Origin of the sequence: Cupriavidus basilensis (genome assembly GCF_000876015.1) — a bacterium.
GTDB classification, from domain to species: Bacteria; Pseudomonadota; Gammaproteobacteria; order Burkholderiales; family Burkholderiaceae; genus Cupriavidus; species Cupriavidus basilensis_B.
The window spans coordinates 49,226-64,077 of sequence record NZ_BBQM01000033.1 but is presented as its reverse complement, the minus strand read 5'-3'; the positions used below and the strand labels follow the sequence as shown (position 1 = coordinate 64,077).

Genomic DNA, 14,852 nt, shown 5'->3' with positions numbered 1-14,852 from the left:
CGCCAGCCGCATGCAGGCATGCATCCGAGGGGCGCGGGCGGGCAGGGCGTTTTGCTACACTGCCGCCATTCCCATACACACTTCCCGGACTCGCATGGCACAGTACGTTTTCACGATGAACCGCGTGGGCAAGATCGTTCCGCCCAAGCGCCACATCCTCAAGGACATCTCGCTGTCCTTCTTCCCGGGCGCCAAGATCGGCGTGCTGGGCCTGAACGGCTCCGGCAAGTCGACGCTGCTCAAGATCATGGCCGGCATCGACAAAGAAATCGAGGGCGAAGCCACGCCCATGCCGAACCTGAACATCGGCTACCTGCCGCAGGAGCCGCAGCTCGATCCCGAGCAGACCGTGCGCGAATCGGTGGAGGCGGCGCTGGGCGGCGTGTTCGAGGCGCGCAAGAAGCTCGACGAGATCTACGCCGCGTATGCCGAGCCCGATGCGGACTTCGACGCGCTGGCCGCCGAGCAGGCCAAGTACGAAGCGATCCTCGCCGCCAGCGACGGCAACAACGCCGAGCTGCAACTGGAGATCGCCGCCGACGCGCTGCGCCTGCCGGCGTGGGACGCCAAGGTCGGCAACCTGTCCGGCGGCGAGAAGCGCCGCGTGGCGCTGTGCCGCCTGCTGCTGTCGCGCCCCGACATGCTGCTGCTCGACGAACCGACCAACCACCTCGACGCCGAATCGGTGGACTGGCTCGAACAGTTCCTCACGCGCTTCCCGGGCACCGTGGTGGCCGTGACCCACGACCGCTACTTCCTCGACAACGCCGCCGAATGGATCCTGGAACTGGACCGCGGCCACGGCATTCCGTGGAAGGGCAACTACAGCTCCTGGCTGGACCAGAAGGAAGCGCGCCTGAAGCAGGAAGAGTCGACCGAGTCGGCGCGCCAGAAGGCACTGAACAAGGAACTGGAGTGGGTGCGCCAGAACCCCAAGGGCCGCCAGGCCAAGTCCAAGGCGCGCCTGGCCCGCTTCGACGAGCTGAACAGCCAGGAATACCAGAAGCGCAACGAAACCCAGGAAATCTTCATCCCGGTGGGTGAGCGCCTGGGCAACGAGGTCATCGAGTTCGACGGCGTGAGCAAGGGCTACGGCGACCGCCTGCTGATCGACAACCTCAGCTTCAAGGTGCCGCCCGGCGCCATCGTCGGCATCATCGGTCCGAACGGCGCCGGCAAGTCGACCTTCTTCCGCATGCTGACCGGCAAGGAAACGCCGGACAGCGGCGAGATCAAGGTCGGCCCGACCGTCAAGCTGGCCTACGTGGACCAGAGCCGCGACGCGCTCGACGCCGGCAAGACCGTGTTCGAGGAAATCTCCGGCGGTGCCGACATGCTGACCGTGGGCCGCTACGAAACGCCGTCGCGCGCGTACATCGGCCGCTTCAACTTCAAGGGCTCGGACCAGCAGAAACACGTGGGCACGCTCTCGGGCGGCGAACGCGGCCGCCTGCACCTGGCCAAGACGCTGATCGCCGGCGGCAACGTGCTGCTGCTGGATGAGCCGTCCAACGACCTCGACGTGGAAACGCTGCGCGCGCTCGAAGACGCGCTGCTGGAATTCGCCGGCTGCGTGATGGTGATCTCCCACGACCGCTGGTTCCTGGACCGCATCGCCACCCACATCCTGGCCTTCGAAGGCGAGTCGCACGTGGAGTTCTTCCCGGGCAACTACCAGGAATACGAGGCGGACAAGAAGCGCCGCCTGGGCGAGGAAGGCGCCAAGCCCAAGCGCATCCGCTACAAGCCGATCGCGCGCTGAAGCCGGCGTTTCGCAGGGAACGGTTTGCTCCCTTCTCCATGAAATGGGAGAGGGGTGACAACAGAGCGGCAAACCGGCGTTGCCGGCAGCAAAAGGCCTCGCATTGCGCGAGGCCTTTTTTCGTCCGGGTGCAGCCTACTTCCTCACCAGCCGCAGCCGCGTGATCTCCGACGGCGCGCCGAAGCGCTTCGGCGGTCCCCAGTAGCCGGTGCCGCGGCTCACGTAGACCCACATCGCCTCATGGCGCTTGAGTCCGGCGACATACGGCTGCTGCATCGGCACGAACAGGGTCCACGGCCAGAACTGGCCGCCGTGCGTGTGCCCGGACAGTTGCAGGTCGAAGCCGGCGGCGGAGGCAGCCGGCGCGGTGCGCGGCTGGTGCGCCAGCAGCACGCGCGCCGCGGCCACCGGTGGGGCGCCTTCGAGCGCGCGCGCGGGGTCGCTGCGGTGGCTTTCGTCGAAGCGGTGCGCGGTGTAGTCGGTCACGCCGGCCAGCACCAGCGCGTCCTCGTCCTGCCCGATCACCACGTGCTCGTTCATCAGCACGCGCAGGCCCAGCCTGCGCAGCTCGGCGATCCACGGATCGGCGCCGGCGTAATACTCGTGGTTGCCGGTGACGAAGTAGGTGCCGTGGCGCGCCTGCAGGCTGCCCAGCGGCGCGGTGTGGTGCGCCAGCTCGCGCACGGTGCCGTCCACCAGGTCGCCGGTGATGGCGATGGCGTCCGGCTTGAGCCCGTTGACGCGCGCCACGATGCGCTCCAGGTAGGGGCGCTTGATGGTGGGGCCGACGTGGATGTCGCTGATCTGCACGATGGTGAAGTCGTGCAGCGCGTCGGGCAGGCCGGCGATGGGCACTTCCACCTCCACCACGCGCGCCAGCCCCCGCGCGTTGAAGAAGCCCAGCGCCGTGACCACCAGCGCCAGCAGCGGCACCGCGGCGGCCGTGCGCGGCAGCAGCCAGCCTGGGTGCCAGCCCGCGATGGCGCTGCCGAGCAGCGCCACGTCGCGCGCCAGCGTCAGCACCAGCAGCGACGAGAAGAAGCCCATCGCCAGCATGCCGACCCAGGTGAGCGTGTCGGACCAGGGCTGGTCCAGGCGCCGCGCCAGCAGGCCGGCCGGGATCAGCGGCCACGACAGCGCCAGCCACGCCACGGCGAGCGCCTTGACGGCGAAGGCGACCGGCAGGTCGGGCAGCAGGCGCACGCCGATATAGATGTGGAGCAGGCCGACCACGAGGGCGGCCACGAAAACGGTGGTGCGAGGGGGCATGCCACCTCCAGGGAGTTTGAGGCGGATCCGGCGCATGCCGGGTCCGGCGGGCGCGCGGCGGCGCCGTCTTGCCGCGCCGCGCGCGAATCCCGTAGCTGAGGCTGGCTGCGCGCGGATTCAAGAGCGCGCAGCGAATTGTTCACATGGTCTTTGTGTGGCCTTCGCTTGGCGCGCGGCGCGCGGCGTCACGCGGCGGGCCCGCCGCCCTGGCCGGCGAACACGTCCAGCGCCGGGATGCGCTCGCGCAGGAAGTCGATCAGCGCGCGCGTGGCCATCGACGGATGCAGGTTGGGCGTGGTGATGATGTACAGGCGGTCGCCCAGGCCTTCGGCGTGCCATTCGGGCAGCACGCGCACCATGCGGCCGGCGCGCACGTCGTCCCAGCCGGCATAGGCCGGCAGCAGGCCCACGCCGTGGCCTTCGCGCACCGCGCGCATCAGGAACGGGAAATGCTCGGACTGCAGGTAGGGCGCCAGCGCCACCTGCTCGCGCTGCTCGCCGCGGTCCAGCGTGAGCACGAAGCGCCGCGCCGGGTAGGGCGGGCACAGGAACTGGCAGCGCGCCAGGTCGGCCGGCGCGTGCAGCGGCCCGGTGCGCGCCAGGTAGGCGGGCGAGGCGAACAGTTGCCACTCGATCGCGCAGATGTCGCGCGCGACGTAATCCTGCTGCGCCCGCGACGTGACCCTGAGCGCCACGTCGATCTCGGCGGCGATCAGGTCCACCACGCGGTTGGCGAAGAACACGCGCAGCGTGATGCCGGGATGCTCGCCGGCGAACTCCAGCAGCAGCGGCGCGATGAAGGTGTCGCCGAGCCCGGACGGCACGCTCAGGCGCACGTGCCCGCGCAGTGTCTTGCCCAGGCTGTCGATCTCGGCCTGGGCCAGCGCCACCTCCTGCAGGATGCGCAGGCCGTGCTGGTAGAGCGAGCGGCCCGGCTCGGTCAGCTCCAGCCGGCGCGTGGTCCGGCGCAGCAGCTGGGCGCCGGCCTGCTGCTCCAGCTCGCGCAGCTGGCGGCTGACCTGCGAGCGCGTGACGTCGCGCCGGCGGCCCGCCTCGGACAAGTTGCCGGCCTCGACGATGTCGACGAAGGCCTGGATCAGGTTGAGGTCCATCCGGGATTCCCTGGGGGATTGTCACTTGTGGCGCAACATTGTGAGTCAGCCGTCGGGAATTGTCGATGCCGCGTGCCGGGACTACAGTGAGTGCTCCCCCGCCGGACTGGCATGCGCGGGGCCAGACAGGAGACAACGATGTTCAAGGACGATCTTTTCGCCGGCCGGCGCGTGCTGGTCACGGGCGGCGGCACCGGGCTGGGCCTGGCGATGGCCGACCGCCTGGCCGGGCTGGGCGCCGAGCTGCACCTGTGCGGGCGCCGCCTGCCGGTGCTCGACGAGGCCGCCGCAATGCTGCGCGGCCGCCACGGCGCCAAGGTGGCGACGCACGCGGTGGACATCCGCGACGCCGCCGCCGTGGACGCCATGATCGAGACCATCTGGCGCGCCCACGGCCCGCTCGACTGCCTCGTCAACAACGCCGCCGGCAACTTCATCAGCCGCACCGAGGACCTCTCGCCCAACGGCTTCCACGCGATCTCCGACATCGTCTTCCGCGGCACCTTCTACACCACCCAGGCGGTCGGCAAGCGCTGGATCCGCGACGGCCACCCGGGCGCGGTGCTGTCGATCGTGGTGACGTGGGTCTGGACCGGCTCGCCGTTCGTGGTGCCGTCGGCCATGTCCAAGGCCGGCGTGGACGCCATGACCAAGTCGCTGGCGGTGGAGTGGGGCCGCCACGGCATCCGCTGCAACGCCATCGCGCCGGGCGTGATCCCGACCGAAGGCGCCGGCTCGCGGCTGCGCCCGCGGGATTCGCAGCAGGACCAGCTTGCCGCGCAGAATCCCACCGGCCGCCTCGGCCAGCCGCAGGACATCGGCAACCTGGCCGCCTTCCTGCTGGCGCCGGACAACACCTGGATCAACGGGCAGACCATCGCGCTGGACGGCGGCGACCATTTCGCCAACGGCGCGTATTTCACGCAGTACCTGGACTGGGGCGACGCCGAGTGGCAGGCCGCGCGCGAACGCATCGCCGCGAAGAACGCCGCCGACCGCGCCGCCCGCACGGTCGGCGCGCCCGCCGCCGCCGGAGCCGACTGATGGCCGCCGATCTCTGGTTCGAGGACCTCCACCGCGGCGGCGACGCGCTGCTCGCGCGCGGCGCGCGCCTGGCCGGCGGCCTGCGCGCGCTGGGCGTGGGCGAGGGCGACGTGGTTGGCGTGCTGCTGCGCAACGACCCCGCCTTTGCCGACATCGTGCACGCCTGCCGCATCGCCGGCGCCTACTACTGCCCGATCAACTGGCACTTCACCGCCGAGGAAGTCCGCTTCCTGCTGGCCGACAGCGGCGCGCGCGCGCTGATCGTCCATGCCGGCCTGCTCGACGGCGTGCGCGCCGTGGTGCCCGCCGGCGTGCCGGTGCTGGCGCTGGCCGAGGCCGGCGCGCCGGTGCCGGAGGATGCCATCGACTACGACCACTGGCTTGCCGCGCAGCCGCCCTACGACGGCCCGCGCGTGGCGCCGCGCGGCCACATGGCCTACACCTCCGGCACCACCGGCCGCCCCAAGGGCGTGCTGCGCGCGCCGATCCCGCTGGAGCGGCTCGACGCGCAGCTCGAGCGCATGCGCTCGGTGGTGGCGCAGACGATGGGCATCGTGCCGGGCTGCCGCGCGCTGATGGCCGCGCCGCTGTACCACAGCGCGCCCGGCGTGTTCATCCAGAACGCGCTGCAGATGGGCGAGCGCCTGGTGCTGTGCGCGCGCTTCGATCCGGAGCAGGTGCTGGCGCTGGTGGAGCGGCACCGCATCGACGTGCTGTACCTGGTGCCCATCATGTACGTGCGCATGCTCAAGGTGCCGCCCGAGGTGCGCGCGCGCTACGACCTGTCCTCGCTGCGCTTCGTCGCCTCCACCGGCGCGCCGTGCGCGCCCGAGGTCAAGCGCGCCATGCTCGACTGGTTCGGCCCGGTCATCCACGAAACCTACGCCTCCAGCGAAGCCGGCATGATCACCGTGGCCACGCCCGCCGACGCCGCCGCGAAGCCCGGCACCGCCGGCCGCGCGGTCGACGACGGCGAGGTGCGCATTCTCGACGAGCGCGGCTCGCCCTGCGCGCCCGGCGAGATCGGCCTGGTCTACGTGCGCCAGCCGGCCTACCCCGACTTCACCTACCGCAACAACGAAGCGGCGCGCCAGGCCATCGACCGCGGCGGCCTGGTCAGCCTCGGCGACATGGGCTACCTGGACGCGGACGGCTACCTGTTCATCTGCGACCGCGCCTCCGACATGGTGATCTCCGGCGGCGTGAACATCTACCCGGCCGAGATCGAGCACGAACTGGTGCGTTATCCCGGCGTGGCCGACTGCGTGGTGTTCGGCGTGCCCGACGACGAATACGGCGAGCGCCTGCTGGCGATGGTGCAGCCGGTGCCCGGCGCCGGGCTGGAAGAGGGCGCCATCATCGAATGGCTGCGCCAACGCCTGTCCGGCTTCAAGGTGCCGCGCACCATCGTGGTGGAGGCGCAACTGCCGCGCGACGACACCGGCAAGCTGGCCAAGCGCCGCCTGCGCGACAAATATTGGGAGGGCCGCGCGCGCCGCGTGTGAGCGGCGGCGGCACGCCTGCCGGCGGCGCAAGCCGGCAAACCGCAAGGCAGATCATAAGAAAGAAGGAGACAACCAAATGCAACGCTGGATTTCCACATGGCGCGCCGTGCTCGGCGCGGGCGCGCTGGCCTGCGCGCAACTCGCCGCGGCGGGCGCCTTTCCCGACCGGCCGGTCAAGCTGGTGGTGCCGTACACGCCCGGCGGCTCGGCCGACCAACTGGCGCGCGCGCTGGCCGACGGCATGGGCCGCGAGCTCAGGCAGCCGGTGGTGGTGGAGAACCGCCCCGGCGCCAACACCATGATCGCCGCCACCAGCGTGGCGCGCGCGCCCGCCGACGGCTACACCGTGCTGCTGGCCAGCAACGCCAGCATGGTGCTCAACCCGATGCTCTACAAGAAGGTCGGCTACGACGCCCGGCGCGACTTCAAGGTGATCTCGGTCGCCGCCGAGATCCCGCTGGTGGTGGTGACCAACACCCAGGTGCCGGCCGCCAACGTGCGCGAGTTCGCCGGCTACGCCAAGGCCAACGCGGGCAAGCTGAACTACGCCTCGGTCGGCCTCGGCAACCCGCTGCAACTGGCCACCGAGATGCTCAAGACCGAGCTCGGCATCGACCTCACCCACGTGCCCTACAACGGCAGCGCGCCCGCGCTGGCGGCGCTGCTGGCCAACGACGTGCAGCTGATGATCGACGTGGTCAGCACCTCGCTGCCGCACATCAAGGCCGGCAAGCTCAAGGCGCTGGCGGTCACCAGCAAGGAGCGCCTGGAAGTGCTGCCCGACGTGCCCACCGTGGCCGAGAGCGGCCATCCCGGTTTCCAGGCCGCCACGTGGTTCGGCCTGGCGGTGCCGGCGCAGACCCCGCTCGAGGCCGTCGCGCGCCTGCAGGCCGCCGCCGCCAGGGCCACCGGCGACGCGCCGTTCCGCCAGACCTTCGCCGCGCTCGGGCTGGTGATCCAGCGCCCGCGCGACAGCGCCGAGGTGCAGCGCTACGTGGACGCGGACCGCGCGCGCTGGGGTTCGGTGATCCAGGCCAACCACATCGCGCTGGACTGAGCGCGCCGGCGGCAGGGGCGCCGGCGGCGGACCCGGCACGGCGATCGGCGTATAGTGCCGTGACGCCGTGGCGTGTCCGGCCCACCGGGCCGCCCGCCGCATTTCTCCGCCCCTGCCGCTCCATGAAAGACGCCGAGACCGACTCCCGTCCCGAACCAGAACCGCCATCGCCCTCGGGTCCCGAGCCGGAGGCCGGCGCCGGCCCGGACGCGCCGCGGGACATCGGGCGCGAGGCCGGCGCCGAAGCCCGCGCGCAGGCGCGCGCCGCCGCCGAGCATGCCCACCTGCGCGCGCTGCGCCGCCGCGCGCGCCTGGCCGCCGGGCGCAAGTCGCGCCAGATGTGGCGCATCTCCCGCACCACGCTGCGCTATGCCGTGTTCATGTGCGGCGCCGGCGGCGTGGCGCTGTTTTCGCTGCTGTTCGCGTGGATCGCCGAACTGGCGCTGAACTGGAACCAGCGGGCCACCGCCGCCACGCCGTGGCTGGCCTTCGTGCTGCTGCCGCTGGGCCTGGCCGCGCTGCGCTGGCTGACGCTGCGGCTGGCGCCGCAGGCGCGCGGCAGCGGCATTCCGCAGGTGATCGCCTCGTTCGGGCTGCCGCCGGCCGGCCCGGCGCAAACATTGCTGGTGTCGTTCCGCCAATCGATGTGGAAGGTGCTGCTGACCACGGGCGGCCTGCTCGCGGGCGCGTCCATCGGCCGCGAAGGGCCGTCGGTGCAGGTTGGCGCGGCGGCCATGCTCAGTTGGGGGCGCTGGTGCCAGGAGCGGCTGCATTTCCGCATCGGCTTCCATCCCAATGCGCTGATCGCCGCGGGCGCGGCCGGCGGCCTCGCGGCGGCGTTCAATACGCCGCTGGCCGGCGTGGTGTTCGCCATCGAAGAGCTGGGCCGCGGCACCACCGTGCGCTGGGACCGGCTGGTGCTGTCGGGCGTGCTGACGGCGGGTTTCCTGTCGCTGGCGATTTTCGGCAACAACCCGTATTTCGCCGTCAAGACGCCGATCCTCGCGCTGCACGATGCGTGGGGCCCGGTGCTGCTGGCCGCGCTGTTCAACGGCGTGCTCGGCGGCCTGTTCGCCAAGGCGCTGATCGGCGGCCTGCCGGCGCTGCTGCCGGTCCGCCTGCGGGCGTGGCCGCTCGACCACCCGGTGCTGGCCGCCCTGCTGTGCGGGCTGGTGGCGGCGGCGATCGGCTGGGCCAGCGGCGGCGCCACCTTCGGCACCGGCTACGACCAGGCCAGCCGCCTCATCAACGGCGAGTCGGCGCCGACGCTGTGGTTCGGCGTGGCCAAGCTGGCGGCGACGGTGGTGTCGTATTTCGCCGGCATTCCCGGCGGCATCTTCACGCCCAGCCTGGCCATCGGCGCGGGCATCGGCGCGGCGCTCGAGCACGTGGTGGCCTACCTGTCCATTCCGCTTACCGAGCCGCGCGTGCTGGCGCTGGTGTCGATGGCCGCCTTCCTGGCCGGCGCCACCCAGGCGCCGATCACCGCCAGCGTGATCGTGATGGAGATGACGCGCTCGCAGGACCTGACCGTGTTCCTGCTGGCCGCGGCGCTGCTGTCTTCCTTCGTGGCGCGCCAGTTCTGCCCGAGCCCGTTCTACCACCACGTCGCCCATGCCTTCCGCCGCGAAGCGCTGGCCGCCACGCGGAAAGTGGCGCCGGCCACATAAGCGGCGTTCAGGACGTGGTGCCCGCCGCTGCTTTGCCTTACCATTGGCGGCGCCCGGGCCACCGCACCGGCGCTGTGTACCGGCGGCACATGACGATCCGCGCCGGCATCATGAACCGGGGAGCACAGATGGCCACGCAACGACCGTCCGGCAACGGCGGCGCCCAGCGCGCATCGGATACGTCACGCGCATCGCGCACGCAGCAGCCCAGGCCGCCCAGGCCGCCGGCCAAGGAGAGCACCGCCGTGCGCGATCTCGGGCCGGACACGGTCTGGCACACGCGCGGCCTGCACGGCCACACTCGGCTGCGCGCGCCGCTGCCGCGCGGCGCGCGCTCCCCGCAGCGGCAACTGCCGCCCAGCCGCGTGCCGCGCCTGTTGCTGTGGGGCCTGCTGCTGGTGCTGCTGGCGGTGCTGGCCAACGCGGTGTCGCGTATGACGCAATAGCCCCCGGCGGAACCACGCGCGCGGGGGGCGCTCCAATCCGCAGCTTTTCTCAGGAGTCTGGATGAAATACCCCCTCGCCGGGCTGGCCGCCGCCAGCCTGCTGCTGCTCTCGCCGCTGGCCGGCGCCGCGGCCAAGGACGGCGCCGACAAGTTCGCGCCGATGCTGGACAGCCTGGAAATCGGCGGCCCGCTGCCGGACCTGCCCGATTGCGCCGACAAGCGCACCCCCGATGGCCGCGACGTGACCGCCCTGTGCGTGGAACTGCGCGGCGACGGCGTGATGCGCCAGGTCGGCGTGCCGCGCGACAAGCGCCCCGCGTTCATGGACGGCCCGCACGTGGTGGCCTTCGTCGACCGCAGCGCGCTGGTCGGGCTGATCGTGCCCACCGACGGCATCCGCTCCGAGCAGGCCGCCGTCGACAGCCTCACCGCGCGCTACGGCAAGCCGTTCCGCGCCGAGCAGGTGGACATGAAGGACAAGGCCGGCAAGCCGGTCAAGAGCGTGCACGCCGGCTGGAACAAGCGGCCGCTGACGGTGGAGCTGTACGCCATCCCCGAAGACCCGAACACCGGCACGGTGGAACTGCTGCTGCCGCAGGCGCGCCTGCTGATGGCGAACCAGGACGCGGCGATGGCGCAGCAGCTCAAGCCGCAGGAAGCCGCCTCCGCGGCGAAGGCCGCGCCGGCCGGGAAGGCGGGGGACAAGAAGGGCTGGTAGGCCGTCGGGCGGCCCTGCGGCCCCGGGGTTTGTGCCTCAAAGCCCCTCCATCACCTTGTCCAGCCCGCGCACCACGCCCCGCAGCCCGCTGACCTTGCGGATCGCCAGCAGCGCGCCCGAGACGTAGGGCTTGGAGCCGTCGCCGGCTTCGTGCTTGAGGTGCAGGCGCTGGCCGTCCGAGCCGAAGATCACTTCCACGCCGAGCTGGTAGCCGGGCAGGCGCACCGCGTGCACCTGGCTGCCGGACAGCGTGGCGCCGCGCGCTTCCTTCGGGCCTTTCACCTGATCGACCGGCACCACCTGCCTGGCCTCGCGGATCTGGCCGAGGCGGTAGGCCAGTTCGCGCACGGTGCCGGAGGGCACGTCGATCTTGCCGGCCTTGGCGTAGTCGATGATCTCCCAGTGCTCGAGGTGGCGCGCGGCCATCTCGGCGAACTTCTGCAGCAGCACCACGGTGATGGCGAAGTTGCCGCAGGCCAGCACGCCGCGGCCGGCCTGGCGCGCGGCGGCGTCGATCTCTTCGTAGTCCTGGTCGGACAGCCCCGAGGTGCCCACCACCACGTGCGCGCCGCGGGCCAGCGCCTGCAGGATGTTGCGCTTGGCCACGTCGGGCTTGGTGTATTCGACGTAGACGTCGAAGCTGCCCGCGGCCAGTTCGTCGATGCTGGCCACCGCCACGCCGGGCGTGCCCTTGTGCGCCGTCAGTTCGGCCAGGGTCTGGCCGGCCGCGCCGCGCGACAGGCCGGCCACCAGCGTCATGTCGTCGGCGTGCGCCACGCCGCGCGCCAGTTCGCCGCCGGCCCAGCCGGTCACGCCGCCCACGGCGACTCGGATGCGATTGCTCATCGTGCTGTTCTCCTGAAGTGAGTCTGCGGATGCGTTCAGCCCGCCGCGCGGCGGCGGTCGATCTTGCGCGCCAGCACGATCGACGTGGTGGTGTGGTTGACGCCGTCGAGCGCGCCGATCTCGTCGAGCAGCTTGTCGAGCCGCGCGTGCGTGTCGCAGCGGATCACCGCCATGTAGTCCACCGGCCCGCTCACGGAATTCAACTCCTCGATTTCCGGGAAGCGCCGCAGCGCCTTGACCACCGCGGGCGCGGCCTTGGGCATGACCGACAGGCCGCAGAACGCCAGGATGGCATTGTCTTCCATCTGCTGCCCGAGCCGCACGCCGTAGCCGGCGATCACGCCGTCGCGCTCGAGCCGCGCGATGCGCGCCACCACGGTGGTGCGGGCGATGCCCAGCCTGCGCGCGAGGTTGGCGGCGTTCTCGCGCGCGTTGGCCTGCAGCAGCGCGAGCAGGTGGCGGTCGGTCTGGTCGAGTTCGGTCATGGCGCGGCGTCGCAGGGAGGGGGATGACGATTCGACGATTCATCTTGTCGAATCGTTTGATTATGGGGTGTTTTCGTCAAGCTTGCCTGTTCATTCCGACTGTGCCCGACACCATACTTCAGTCAGCAAGTGAATGAACACAGGCCATACCGACAGGAGAACCTCATGAGCAAGCTCGATCCGCCCAGCCTGCTGGCCCCGGCCGCCAATGCGCCGGCGGCATCCCCCGCGGGCATTTCCCCGTTCCCGCTGCGCGTGGTGGTGTTCGGCGCCGGCAAGATCGGCCGCACCATCGCCGCCATGCTGCAAGACAGCGGCGACTACCGCGTCACGCTGGTGGACCGCGACCCGGCGCAGTTCCAGGGCCTGCCCGAAGGCATCGCGGTCGGCGCCCGCGCGCTGGACCGGGCGCAGGACTGCGCGGCGCTGCTGCGCGGCGCCGATGCCGTGCTCAACGCGCTGCCGTTCCATGCCGCGGTGGGCGTGGCCACGGTGGCGGCCAGCCTCGGCGTGCATTACTTCGACCTGACCGAAGACGTGGTCGCCACCCACGCCATCCGCGCGCTGGCGGTGGGCGCGCGCTCGGTGCTGATGCCGCAGTGCGGGCTGGCGCCGGGTTTCATCGGCGTGGTCGGCAACGAGCTCGCGCAGCGCTTCCTGCGCGGCGGCGGCGAACTGCTGGCGCTGAAGATGCGCGTGGGCGCGCTGCCGCGCTTTCCGAGCAACGCGCTCAAGTACAACCTGACGTGGAGCACCGAAGGGCTCATCAACGAATACTGCAATCCGTGCGAGGCCATCGTCGACGGGCGCCGCGTCGAGGTGCCCGCGCTCGAAGGGCTGGAAAGCTTCGCGCTGGACGGCATCGCATACGAGGCCTTCAACACTTCCGGCGGGCTGGGCACGCTGCCCGAGACGCTGGCCGGGCGCGCGCGCGACGTGGACTACAAGTCGATCCGCTATCCGGGCCACTGCGCGGTGATGAAACTGCTGCTCAACGACCTGCGCCTGCGCGAGCGGCGCGACTGGATGCGCGAGATCTTTGACAGCGCGATTCCCGCCACGCAGCAGGACGTGGTGATCGTGTTCGCCAGCGCCACCGGCCATGCCGCCAGCAGCGGCGGCGCGCGCGGGCGCCTGATGCAGGAGTCGTTCTCGGCGCGCATCGGCGGGGCCGACACCGCCGCCGGCCACCTCAACGCGATCCAGCTCACCACCGCCGCCGGCATCTGCGCCGCGCTCGACCTCGTGGCCACCGGCGTGCTGCCGCGGCAGGGCTTCGTGCCGCAGGAGGCGATGCCGCTGGACGCTTTCCTCGCCAACCGTTTCGGCCGACACTACACCTGTCACCCGCTCCAGGAGGCAACGGTATGAAAGCCAGGGAATTCGCGGCCTGCTGGCAGGCCATCGGTCTGCCCGCGCCGTGGCGCGAAGGCGAGGGGCCCGCCGGCGCGCTGCCGGTGCGCTCGCCCATCGACGGCGAGGCATTCGGCCACCTGCCCGCCTGCACGCCGGCCGAGGCCGACGCGCGCATCGAACGCGCGCGCGCGGCGCAGGCCAGCTGGGCGCTGGTGCCGGCGCCGGTGCGCGGCGAGGTGGTGCGCCGCTTCGGCGAGATGCTGCGCGAGCACAAGAAGCATCTCGGCCAACTGGTCTCGCTGGAGTCCGGCAAGATCCTGCAGGAAGGGCTGGGCGAGGTGCAGGAGATGATCGACATCTGCGACTTCGCGGTCGGCCTGTCGCGCCAGCTGCACGGCCTGACCATCGCCTCGGAGCGGCCGCAGCACGCCATGCGCGAGACCTGGCATCCGTATGGCCTGTGCGGCGTGATCTCGGCGTTCAACTTCCCGGTCGCGGTGTGGGCCTGGAACGCGGCGCTGGCGCTGGTGTGCGGCAACGGCGTGGTGTGGAAGCCGTCCGAGAAGACGCCGCTGTGCGCGCTCGCCGTGCAGGGCCTGCTGGACGGCGTGCTCGACATCGCCGCGCCCCATCACGCCGGCATCGCCACGGTGCTGGCCGGCCCGCAGGCGCTCGGGCAGCATCTGGTCGCGCACGCCGACGTGCGGCTGGTCAGCGCCACCGGCTCCACGCGCATGGGCCGCGAGGTCGGCATCGCCTGCGCCGGGCAGTTCAAGCGCGCGATCCTGGAGCTGGGCGGCAACAACGCGGCGATCGTTGCGCCGTCGGCCAATATCGAGCTGGCCATCCGCGCCATCACGTTCTCCGCCGCCGGCACCGCCGGGCAGCGCTGCACCACGCTGCGCCGCGCCTTCGTCCATGCCGACCTGTTCGACGCCGTGACCACGCGGCTGATGCATGTGTTCAGCACCTTGCCGATGGGCGACCCGCTCGCGGAAGCGACGCTGGTCGGCCCGCTGATCGACGGCGCCGCCGGGGCCGCGATGGCCGGCGCGCTGCTGCGCTGCCGCGGCCACGGCAACGTGGTGCACGGTGGCGAGCGCGTGCTGGCGGAGCGCTATCCGAATGCCGAATACGTGCGCCCGGCGCTGGTGCTGACCGACCGCCAGCACGAGACCATGCTGACCGAGACCTTCGCGCCGATCCTGTACGTGATGCCCTACGACACGCTGGATGAAGCCATCGCGCTGAACAACGCCGCGGCGCACGGCCTGTCGTCGTGCATCTTCACCGAGTCGCTGCGCGAGGCCGAGCGCTTTCTGTCCGCCGCGGGCAGCGACTGCGGCATCGCCAACGTCAACATCGGCACCAGCGGTGCCGAGATCGGCGGCGCGTTCGGCGGCGAGAAGGCCACCGGCGGCGGGCGCGAGTCCGGCTCGGACGCGTGGAAGGGCTATATGCGGCGCGCCACCAACACCATCAACTACGGCGACGCGCTGCCGCTGGCGCAGGGCATACGGTTCGAGGTGTGAGGCGCGGGCGTGGCGCGGACATCGCGCGTGCATGGTGCGGATATGGCGCG

General features: G+C 71.5%; 13 protein-coding genes. 9 read left to right on the top strand and 4 right to left on the bottom strand.

The window, feature by feature from the left end:
* Positions 1 to 94: 94 nt before the first annotated feature.
* On the top strand, positions 95 to 1,762 hold the full coding sequence (ettA, locus tag KF708C_RS32585; protein ID WP_029043385.1) for an energy-dependent translational throttle protein EttA: 1,668 nt from the start codon (positions 95 to 97) through the stop codon (positions 1,760 to 1,762).
* A gap of 135 nt (positions 1,763 to 1,897) precedes the next feature.
* Here ettA and KF708C_RS32580 read toward each other — a convergent pair whose 3' ends face one another.
* Both KF708C_RS32580 and KF708C_RS32575 read right to left on the bottom strand, forming a co-directional pair.
* Entirely contained in the window at positions 1,898 to 3,031 is a 1,134-nt protein-coding gene (locus KF708C_RS32580) for a metallophosphoesterase (RefSeq protein ID WP_059415946.1), read from the bottom strand.
* A 185-nt stretch (positions 3,032 to 3,216) separates the two neighbouring features.
* Positions 3,217 to 4,143 carry a LysR family transcriptional regulator gene (locus tag KF708C_RS32575; protein WP_020202012.1) on the bottom strand — a complete coding sequence of 309 codons (927 nt, stop codon included), beginning with the start codon at positions 4,141 to 4,143 and terminating at the stop codon, positions 3,217 to 3,219.
* Positions 4,144 to 4,281: 138 nt separating this feature from the next.
* Here KF708C_RS32575 and KF708C_RS32570 point away from each other — a divergent pair, with 138 nt between their 5' ends.
* The 6 genes from KF708C_RS32570 to KF708C_RS32545 all read left to right on the top strand — a co-directional run bounded on the left by KF708C_RS32570 (position 4,282) and on the right by KF708C_RS32545 (position 10,583).
* Positions 4,282 to 5,187 carry an SDR family oxidoreductase gene (locus tag KF708C_RS32570; protein WP_020202011.1) on the top strand — a complete coding sequence of 302 codons (906 nt, stop codon included), beginning with the start codon at positions 4,282 to 4,284 and terminating at the stop codon, positions 5,185 to 5,187.
* Entirely contained in the window at positions 5,187 to 6,692 is a 1,506-nt protein-coding gene (locus KF708C_RS32565) for an acyl-CoA synthetase (RefSeq protein ID WP_059415943.1), read from the top strand. The genes KF708C_RS32570 and KF708C_RS32565 overlap by 1 nt, the downstream gene beginning before the upstream one ends.
* A gap of 76 nt (positions 6,693 to 6,768) precedes the next feature.
* On the top strand, positions 6,769 to 7,749 hold the full coding sequence (locus KF708C_RS32560; RefSeq protein WP_059415940.1) for a Bug family tripartite tricarboxylate transporter substrate binding protein: 981 nt from the start codon (positions 6,769 to 6,771) through the stop codon (positions 7,747 to 7,749).
* Positions 7,750 to 7,871: 122 nt separating this feature from the next.
* Positions 7,872 to 9,419, top strand: a complete 1,548-nt coding sequence (locus tag KF708C_RS32555; protein ID WP_059415938.1) for a chloride channel protein — start codon at positions 7,872 to 7,874, stop codon at positions 9,417 to 9,419.
* Between the two features lie 128 nt (positions 9,420 to 9,547).
* The gene (locus KF708C_RS32550; RefSeq protein ID WP_059415934.1) at positions 9,548 to 9,865 is read left to right on the top strand and encodes a hypothetical protein; all 318 of its coding nucleotides are present in this window, start codon (positions 9,548 to 9,550) and stop codon (positions 9,863 to 9,865) included.
* A gap of 61 nt (positions 9,866 to 9,926) precedes the next feature.
* A complete protein-coding gene (locus tag KF708C_RS32545) occupies positions 9,927 to 10,583 on the top strand; it encodes a hypothetical protein (RefSeq protein WP_020202006.1) in 657 nt (218 codons plus the stop codon).
* A 36-nt stretch (positions 10,584 to 10,619) separates the two neighbouring features.
* On the opposite strand, the gene dapB is transcribed toward KF708C_RS32545, so the two are convergent.
* Together dapB and KF708C_RS32535 are read right to left on the bottom strand one after the other, a co-directional pair.
* Positions 10,620 to 11,429, bottom strand: coding sequence for a 4-hydroxy-tetrahydrodipicolinate reductase (gene dapB / locus KF708C_RS32540; RefSeq protein WP_059415932.1), 810 nt, complete (start codon positions 11,427 to 11,429; stop codon positions 10,620 to 10,622).
* A 35-nt stretch (positions 11,430 to 11,464) separates the two neighbouring features.
* Positions 11,465 to 11,914 carry an Lrp/AsnC family transcriptional regulator gene (locus KF708C_RS32535; RefSeq protein WP_020202004.1) on the bottom strand — a complete coding sequence of 150 codons (450 nt, stop codon included), beginning with the start codon at positions 11,912 to 11,914 and terminating at the stop codon, positions 11,465 to 11,467.
* A gap of 165 nt (positions 11,915 to 12,079) precedes the next feature.
* On the opposite strand from KF708C_RS32535, the gene KF708C_RS32530 reads away from it, so the two are divergent.
* On the top strand, positions 12,080 to 13,285 hold the full coding sequence (locus KF708C_RS32530) for a saccharopine dehydrogenase family protein (RefSeq protein WP_231586655.1): 1,206 nt from the start codon (positions 12,080 to 12,082) through the stop codon (positions 13,283 to 13,285).
* Entirely contained in the window at positions 13,282 to 14,802 is a 1,521-nt protein-coding gene (gene amaB / locus KF708C_RS32525) for an L-piperidine-6-carboxylate dehydrogenase (protein WP_059415927.1), read from the top strand. The genes KF708C_RS32530 and amaB overlap by 4 nt, the downstream gene beginning before the upstream one ends.
* The last annotated feature ends 50 nt before the right edge of the window (positions 14,803 to 14,852 follow it).